Below are 7,798 nucleotides of genomic sequence, written 5' to 3'. Positions count from 1 at the left end.
AAGCTTTTTTTAGTTTATTTTGATCTTTTTTCTAACAAATCTGGGCGACGTTCTTTTGTACGTTCAACTGCTTTTTCATGCAACCATTCTTCAATTTTAGGAAAGTTACCCGAAAGTAAAACATCAGGAACTTTTAGACCTTTATATTCGGCAGGACGCGTATAAATTGGTGGCGCTAACAAATCATCTTGAAACGAATCTGAAAGGGCAGAAGTCTCATCACCAATTACGCCAGGTAATAAACGAATAATAGAATCAGCCAAAATAATTGCGCCAAATTCTCCACCAGAAAGCACATAATCGCCAATCGAAATTTCTCTCGTCACATACATATCTCGAATACGTTGATCGATTCCCTTGTAATGTCCACAAATCATCATAAGATTTCCTTTCAACGACAAATCATTCGCAATTGTTTGATTCAACGTTTCACCATCTGGCGTCAAATAAATAATTTCATCATAAGTTCGTTCATCTTTCAATTTCGAAATCATTTTGTCCAAAGGCTCGCACATAATCACCATTCCAGAAGTTCCTCCGTACGGATAATCATCTACATGACGATAACGTCCTTTTCCAAAATCTCTCAAATCGTGAACATGAATTTCAGCTAAACCTTTGTCTTGCGCACGTTTCATAATCGAGGCAGAAAATGGACTAACTAATAATTCGGGTAAAACAGTGATAATATCTATTCGCATGCTGCAAAGATATTTGTTTAGCTACGTTTGAGCAAGTTTAAATCTATTTTTTGAATTTGATTGTTTTAATAGAATTTATAAATTCTTCTTGTGACTTTTCATCTAAATTGTAACCAATAAAATTAAATTTTGAAGTTGAGTTTTTAATAGTATCCATATAAACTGCAATTAATTTATGATGATTTGATTGTATAAGTTTTGCTTTTTGATGATCAATAACAATATAAGAAATCTGGTATTTTGAATGTACGATAGAATCAATATTTGTTTTATGAAGTTTATTGATATATAATTCAGAGATTTTTTCCAATTCTAAATCAGGATTATTATTTAAAATAGTTGTAAAAATACTATCTGCAATTTTAGCATTAATATCAAAATCTCCGCCTGCAAGTAAACCATAATCATAAATTAATGTATCATTATTTGGAGTAATAATTCCTCCAACTTCACTATCAATTCCGCCTAATTTCACTTTTTTCCAATCTTTCGGAATTTCCATAGAAAAACTTCTAAATTGAATCGTTTTATAATTGCTTTTATTACAAGATATTAATCCAAATAATATAATGAATGATAAATATTTTAATTGATTATTCAAATGATTGATTTTCTTTTAAAATCAATAAATATAATTGATATTATTCATTAGCCTTATTCAAATGAAATCGAGTAAATTTGTCTAAAATTTTAATCAAATGTTTTTATATAACAGACATAGACGACTACGCAAAAACGAATCAATTCGTAGTATGATTCGCGAAAATCATTTGTCACCAAACGATTTTATTTTACCAATTTTTATGGCTGAAGGAGAAGGCGTGAAGGAAGAAATTGCTGCAATGCCAGGTATTTACCGCCAATCTCTTGACAATACTGTAAAAGAAGTAAAAGAAATTTGGGATTTAGGTATAAAATCAGTTAACATATATTGTAAAGTTAGTGATAACTTAAAAGATAATACAGGTAAAGAGGCTTGGAATCCAAACGGATTGATGCAAAATACAATCAAAGCAATTAAAGATGCTGTTCCAGAAATGATTGTAATGCCTGATGTTGCCTTAGATCCATATTCAATTTATGGTCATGACGGAATCATCAAAAATGGAGAAGTTATTAATGATGAAACAGTTGATGCTTTGGTAAAAATGACATTATCTCATGCAGAAGCTGGTGCAGATTTTGTTGCGCCTTCTGATATGATGGACGGTCGAATAGGAGCGATGCGCGCTGCGTTGGAGGAGAACGGTTTTCATAATGTAGGAATTATGACGTATGCTGCGAAATATGCATCATCTTTTTATGGACCTTTCCGTACAGCTTTAGATTCTGCACCAGTTGATTCTCAAGAAATTCCGAAAGACAAAAAAACCTATCAAATGGATTACCATAATTCACAAGAAGCATTGCGCGAAGCAATTGCGGATGTAGAAGAAGGTGCAGATATTTTGATGGTAAAACCAGGTATGGCATATCTGGATATTGTTAAATTAGTGAAAGATAATTTACAAGTTCCGGTTTCTGTTTATCAGGTTTCAGGTGAATATGCGATGATAAAAGCTGCTGTAGAAAAAGGTTGGTTAGATAATGATAAAGTAATTTTAGAGTCTTTAACTTGTTTCAAAAGAGCAGGAGCAGACCTAATTTCAACTTATTTTGCAAAAGAAGCAGCAAGATTATTGAACGATCAATAAATCAGTTCAAAATAAAAATAAAAAAATCCACTTCATTTGAAGTGGATTTTTTATGCTTTAAAGCGAATAATTAACCATTTTCGCTGTAAATTGTTGTTTTTCTAATGTAGATAGAAAATATTTTTGTTCAGCTTCAGCTTGTTCTTTTTTCTGATAATTCTTTTCGTAACCCGTTTGAATTTCTTTTAAAGAACCAATCGTTCCATTTTTCAATAAATAATTCTGAAACTTTGTATATCTATCTGCCAATTTGCCGTAGATATCTTTGTTATCGATGTTTGCTTCATAAACATCTGTCACATAAACTTCATTATCTTGTCCATAAGCGATGGAAAAAAAATAATAAGTTTGGTTATTCTTTGTTTGACTGAAAACCACCCCAGTAACAAAGAATAAAAATAGTACTAAACCTTTTTTCATTCAACCAAAATTTGAGCACGCAAGTTAATCATTATAACTTAATTAAAACCCTTGTTGTGTGATTTTATATTATTCGGTATAATTTTTTTATATTTGTGTCCTAAAATTGACTCAAAATGTTTCAAAATCTTCAGGATAAATTAGATAAAGCATTACATACCTTAAAAGGAAAAGGACAAATTACAGAAATTAACGTTGCAGAAACCGTAAAAGAGGTGCGTAGAGCCCTTGTTGATGCCGATGTTAGTTATAAAGTTGCAAAAGATTTTACAAATACGGTAAAAGAAAAGGCTTTAGGTGAAAACGTAATTACGTCGCTTAATCCTGGACAATTAATGGTAAAAATTGTTCATGATGAATTAGCAAAATTAATGGGAGGTGAGGTTACTGAACTGAAAGTAGACGATAATCCGACAATTATTTTGATTGCTGGTTTGCAAGGTTCTGGTAAAACAACTTTTTCTGGTAAATTAGCTAATTTCCTAAAAACTAAGAAAAACAAAAAAGTATTATTAGTTGCTGGTGATGTTTATCGTCCAGCTGCCATCAATCAGTTACAAGTTTTAGGAGAGCAAATTGGTGTAGATGTTTATGCTGATTTAGAAAACAAAAATCCTGTAGAAATTGCTCAATCAGCGATTGCACAAGCAAAACAAAATGGAAATAATGTAATTATTGTCGATACAGCTGGTCGTTTGGCGATTGATGAGCAAATGATGGATGAAATTCGTCGCGTTCACCAAACAGTTAATCCTACCGAAACTTTATTTGTTGTAGACTCTATGACAGGTCAAGATGCGGTGAATACTGCAAAAGCTTTCAATGAAGTATTGAATTATAATGGAGTTGTTTTAACAAAATTAGACGGTGATACACGTGGTGGAGCTGCTTTAACGATTAGAACTGTTGTTGATAAGCCAATCAAATTTATTTCTACTGGTGAGAAAATGGAAGCTTTAGATGTTTTCTATCCAGAACGTATGGCGGATCGTATTTTGGGAATGGGTGACGTTGTTTCGTTAGTAGAGCGTGCTCAAGAGCAATTTGACGAAGAAGAAGCAAAACGTTTGCAAAAGAAAATTGCAAAAAATAGCTTCGATTTTGATGATTTCTTAAAACAAATTCAGCAAATCAAACGTATGGGTAATATGAAAGATTTGGTTGGAATGATTCCTGGAGCTGGAAAAGCGTTGAAAGATGTAGATATTGACGACAATGCTTTTAAAGGGGTTGAAGCGATTATTCACTCAATGACGAAAAAAGAGCGTAAAAATCCAAATATTATCGATAATTCTCGTAAGAAAAGAATTGCAGCTGGTTCTGGAACATCTTTACAAGAAGTGAATCAATTATTGAAACAATTCTCTGAAATGGGAAAAATGATGAAATTTATGAATTCTGCAAATGGTAAAAAGATGATGGAAACAATGTCTAAAAATATGCCTGCAGGTGGATTCCCAGGAATGCCAAAAATGTAATAATAATACAATAATTTATAGTATATTAAAACCTCTAATTGTTAGAGGTTTTTTTATTTTAAACTAAATATATTATGTTAAATAGATTTTTCTTAATAGTTATTTTTTTCGGAATTTTTATAAACTGTCTTAATGGAGCTAGAGAGAAAGATGGTATAATAGTATATTATAATTATACAAAAGATGATGAGCTAGAGTGGAAATTAAATGACTATGAATACACATATTCTATAAACTTTATTTAAAAAGTAAATATAGAAATTAATCAATTTGATGATTATGCGGAAACAGAGTATGGAGGTTCATATCAATTTAAATTAGAGAAGAAAGACATAAAATTGTATAAAAGTTTACAAAATAAATTATCAAAAATTATTTTTGTAACAGACACAATAAAAAATAGTTATTATGGACATATTATAGTTTTAAATAGTTTGCAAATTATATTGTTCTAAAATATATTCCTAATCTAAAACCTTCAAAGTTGTATAGATAATCCCAAATAATAGGTAGACGACATTATTCAACTTTACATAATAAAGATTATTAATAATAATATTTCTATGAAATATTATTATTATAATATATATTATGTTAAATAAAGTATTTTATTAAGCTCTTTTATATATCCATTATTTATAATTTTAAATGTTGATTTCCCTAACAACAGTTTCTTCTACTAATTCATTTTGTTCTAATCTTCCTCCAGGCAATTCCCATTCGTTTCTATTGTTTTTAACTAACAAATATTTTCCATTAATTATAACGATTCCTTTTACAGAAATTGGAATTAAATATTCTTTACTCATTTTATTAAAATTTGGTTTTGTAAATGCCCAACGAATTTTAACTGGTACTGTGACGGATGAAAATGGTCAAAAATTATCTAACGTTCAGGTTCAGGATCCTCAAACGAAACGATGGACACAAACAAATTCGGATGGCTTTTTTACAATAGAATTAACGAACGAGAATACTAATTTGTCTTTTTCTCAAAAAGGAAAAGAAACACAAGAAATTGTTGTAGATTCTTCAGAAAATAACGTTTCGATTGTGTTATACAATCAAACTTTACGTTTGGAACAAGTTGATATTTTCCCAAAAAAAAGAAAGAATATTCCGAGATTACGCTTGGTAAAGAAGCAATAGAAAATGTGCAAGCGTTTTCGTTAAACGAAGTTTTGCAACAATTACCAGGACAAGTAACAATGGATTTTAATAATAACGAGTTCAAAAATGTTGTTTTTAGAACTGCGATTTCTTCAAATAATTTGGGATTATCAGGAAGTTTGTCAAGTAATACAAATAATGATCGCAAAGATTATTTTCAGAATAAAGCGTTTGGGACGTCGATTGTAGTCAACGATATTCCAATTTCGAACAATGAAAATATGCAAGCGTTTACTTCCTTATCTGGTGGTGGTTTCAATGATTTTAATAACCCTAGTTATGGTGTTGATTTACGTCAAATTACAACTGCTAATATCGATGAAGTAAAAATTATTCAAGGAATAGCTCCTGCAAAATATGGTGATTTAACTTCAGGATTAATCATCATCAATTCTAAAGTTAGTGCAACTCCCCTACGCGCTTCCATTTCGATGTTAGATGCGACGACTGAATATAATATGTCAAAAGGTTTTAAAATTAATGATAGAAATTTCTTGAGTTTGTCGGGTAATTATTTGGCTTCTAATGAAGATGTTCGCGATAATTTAAAATCCTATAATCGTATAACAACAAATGCGGCGTGGAAATCATCAAACAAAATCAATACATTGGTTAATACTTTAGAAGGAAGTTTCGCAATCAATAATGATAAAATAAAATATGATCCAGATGATATTTCGGATCCTAAAATAAAGAATGACAAGTTTTCGATTCGATTATCTAATAATCTGAAATGGAACTTGAAAAAAGATTGGATTGATGCTTTGAATGTTGATGCAAATATCAGTTATGAAAAGCAAAATTCGAAAGAAGAACGTTGGAATAATGTCGCAACTGCTGCGGTTACAACTTCTACGGAAAATGGAATTTCGGATGCGATATTTTTACCAAATCAATACACGTTTGTCAAAAATGTAGAAGGAATTCCGATGTCTACTTTCTTAAATATAGAAGGTGTGAAAAATTACGAATCTAAAAATAATTGGAACCATACTTTTTCTGTTGGTTTATCTTCTCGATCAAGCTCTAACAAAGGTCGAGGGACATATACGGACGAAAATACAACGCCTAATTATTATACATTAAGCGGTGCAAAAGGTGGTTTAGGTTATCGTGATTATAATTTCAAAAATACCAAAACGCAATGGCAATTGTCTGTCTATGCAGAAGATAGAATTGTAAAATTTGGCGAAAATGACAATGTTTTCAAATTAGATTTAGGATTTAGATTCGATAATCAGTATGGAAATAACACATTTCAACCGCGTATAAATACATCTTATGCGTTCAATAAAGTGTTTAGAATTCGTGGTGGATACGGTATTGCTTCTAAAGCACCTTCGTTAAATCAGCTATTCACGGGAGATCGAATTTATGATCGTTTGTTGGGAGACGGAATTTATTATGTCAACAATAAACAATATGGGTGGATTGAAACGTTTCTTTTGGAAGGAAATAACTTAAACTTGAAACCAAGTAGATCTTACAATTCAGAAATTGGTTTTGATGTTAATTTACCTTTTGGATCATTAAATGTAACAGGGTATTATAATCAATTGAAGGATGGAATTTCAAGAGTTGATCATGTAGCAACTTTAGAAGGTTCTACAATTAGTGTCGACACATCCACTTCTACTCCAACTTATTCTGTTATTGGGAAAGAAGCCTATCAAATTATTTATAATACTTTGGAAAATAATTTAGAATCGACAGATAAAGGTATTGAAATGTTTATGAATTTTAACCGAATCAAACCTCTAAATTTAGATATTTCAGTGAATGGTTCGTATACAAAAACTACAAATAATAAGCCTGTTTATGAATATTCGGCTTCTACAAATGTTTTAGCAAAAGAGAAATATGCTGTTTATTATAATCCAAAATCGAATGATGAAGCTTTAATGTTTGGAACAAATTTTAATTATCATTTAAAAAAAGTTGGATTGATTTTATCTCTTCGTACAGAACATATTTTTATTCAAAATCACGATAAATACAACAATAGAAATCCAATTGGTTACTTAGATGAAAATTCTGTTTATCACGAAATTCCTGTCGAAGATCGAGGAAATACAGAATTATACGGACATTTGATTAAAGCTCCACAAAAAACATTAGCAGAATTACAAAATTCATTGCATAATTTTCATTTACGTATTTCGAAAGATTTCTTAAATGGATTCAAAGTATCTGTTTATACAACAAATGTTTTTGGTTTAAAACCTACTTATATCAACGATTCTGGTGAAAGAATTGTTTCAAAAATCGCAAAATTTTCATTGGGAGGTAAAATTGAATATACTTTCTAATTCTAAACAATTTCAAAAAAGATTAT

The 7,798-nt window shown here is 30.3% G+C and carries 8 protein-coding genes; 4 read left to right on the top strand and 4 right to left on the bottom strand.

The genetic code is table 11. The annotated features are described in order from the left end of the window. Nucleotides 1–14 precede the first annotated feature (14 nt). Nucleotides 15–701, bottom strand: a complete 687-nt coding sequence (gene trmD / locus B3I31_RS02070) for a tRNA (guanosine(37)-N1)-methyltransferase TrmD (protein WP_125349373.1) — start codon at nt 699–701, stop codon at nt 15–17. Nucleotides 702–744: 43 nt separating this feature from the next. Then, nucleotides 745–1,203: a hypothetical protein gene (locus B3I31_RS02065; RefSeq protein WP_291048257.1), complete on the bottom strand. Its 459-nt coding sequence runs from the start codon at nt 1,201–1,203 to the stop codon at nt 745–747. A 196-nt stretch (nt 1,204–1,399) separates the two neighbouring features. On the opposite strand from B3I31_RS02065, the gene hemB reads away from it, so the two are divergent. Further along, entirely contained in the window at nt 1,400–2,395 is a 996-nt protein-coding gene (hemB, locus tag B3I31_RS02060; RefSeq protein WP_038334133.1) for a porphobilinogen synthase, read from the top strand. A 57-nt stretch (nt 2,396–2,452) separates the two neighbouring features. Here hemB and B3I31_RS02055 read toward each other — a convergent pair whose 3' ends face one another. After that, the gene (locus B3I31_RS02055; protein WP_219034601.1) at nt 2,453–2,815 is read right to left on the bottom strand and encodes a hypothetical protein; all 363 of its coding nucleotides are present in this window, start codon (nt 2,813–2,815) and stop codon (nt 2,453–2,455) included. 116 nt (nt 2,816–2,931) lie between these two features. Between B3I31_RS02055 and ffh the strand changes: the two genes are divergently transcribed. After that, nucleotides 2,932–4,293, top strand: a complete 1,362-nt coding sequence (ffh, locus tag B3I31_RS02050; RefSeq protein ID WP_219034600.1) for a signal recognition particle protein — start codon at nt 2,932–2,934, stop codon at nt 4,291–4,293. A 644-nt stretch (nt 4,294–4,937) separates the two neighbouring features. Here the strand turns inward: ffh and B3I31_RS02045 are convergent. Continuing rightward, nucleotides 4,938–5,102: an NUDIX domain-containing protein gene (locus B3I31_RS02045; protein WP_219035308.1), complete on the bottom strand. Its 165-nt coding sequence runs from the start codon at nt 5,100–5,102 to the stop codon at nt 4,938–4,940. Between the two features lie 49 nt (nt 5,103–5,151). On the opposite strand from B3I31_RS02045, the gene B3I31_RS02040 reads away from it, so the two are divergent. Next, nucleotides 5,152–5,442: a carboxypeptidase-like regulatory domain-containing protein gene (locus B3I31_RS02040; protein WP_291059629.1), complete on the top strand. Its 291-nt coding sequence runs from the start codon at nt 5,152–5,154 to the stop codon at nt 5,440–5,442. Nucleotides 5,443–5,447: 5 nt separating this feature from the next. Beyond that, a complete protein-coding gene (locus tag B3I31_RS02035; RefSeq protein WP_291059631.1) occupies nt 5,448–7,772 on the top strand; it encodes a TonB-dependent receptor plug domain-containing protein in 2,325 nt (774 codons plus the stop codon). The last annotated feature ends 26 nt before the right edge of the window (nt 7,773–7,798 follow it).

Source organism: Empedobacter sp. UBA3475 (assembly GCF_002378465.1).
GTDB classification, from domain to species: Bacteria; Bacteroidota; Bacteroidia; order Flavobacteriales; family Weeksellaceae; genus Empedobacter; species Empedobacter falsenii_B.
The sequence above is the reverse complement of the archived record's forward strand: the minus strand, read 5'-3'. Positions and strand labels throughout refer to the sequence as shown.

Excerpts from the sequence above, each read along its gene's own strand:
- trmD (WP_125349373.1), bottom strand. The coding sequence starts at position 701 with ATGCGAATAGATATTATCACTGTTTTACCCGAATTATTAGTTAGTCCA.
- B3I31_RS02065 (WP_291048257.1), bottom strand. The coding sequence starts at position 1,203 with ATGGAAATTCCGAAAGATTGGAAAAAAGTGAAATTAGGCGGAATTGAT.
- hemB (WP_038334133.1), top strand. The coding sequence starts at position 1,400 with ATGTTTTTATATAACAGACATAGACGACTACGCAAAAACGAATCAATT.
- B3I31_RS02055 (WP_219034601.1), bottom strand. The coding sequence starts at position 2,815 with ATGAAAAAAGGTTTAGTACTATTTTTATTCTTTGTTACTGGGGTGGTT.
- ffh (WP_219034600.1), top strand. The coding sequence starts at position 2,932 with ATGTTTCAAAATCTTCAGGATAAATTAGATAAAGCATTACATACCTTA.
- B3I31_RS02045 (WP_219035308.1), bottom strand. The coding sequence starts at position 5,102 with ATGAGTAAAGAATATTTAATTCCAATTTCTGTAAAAGGAATCGTTATA.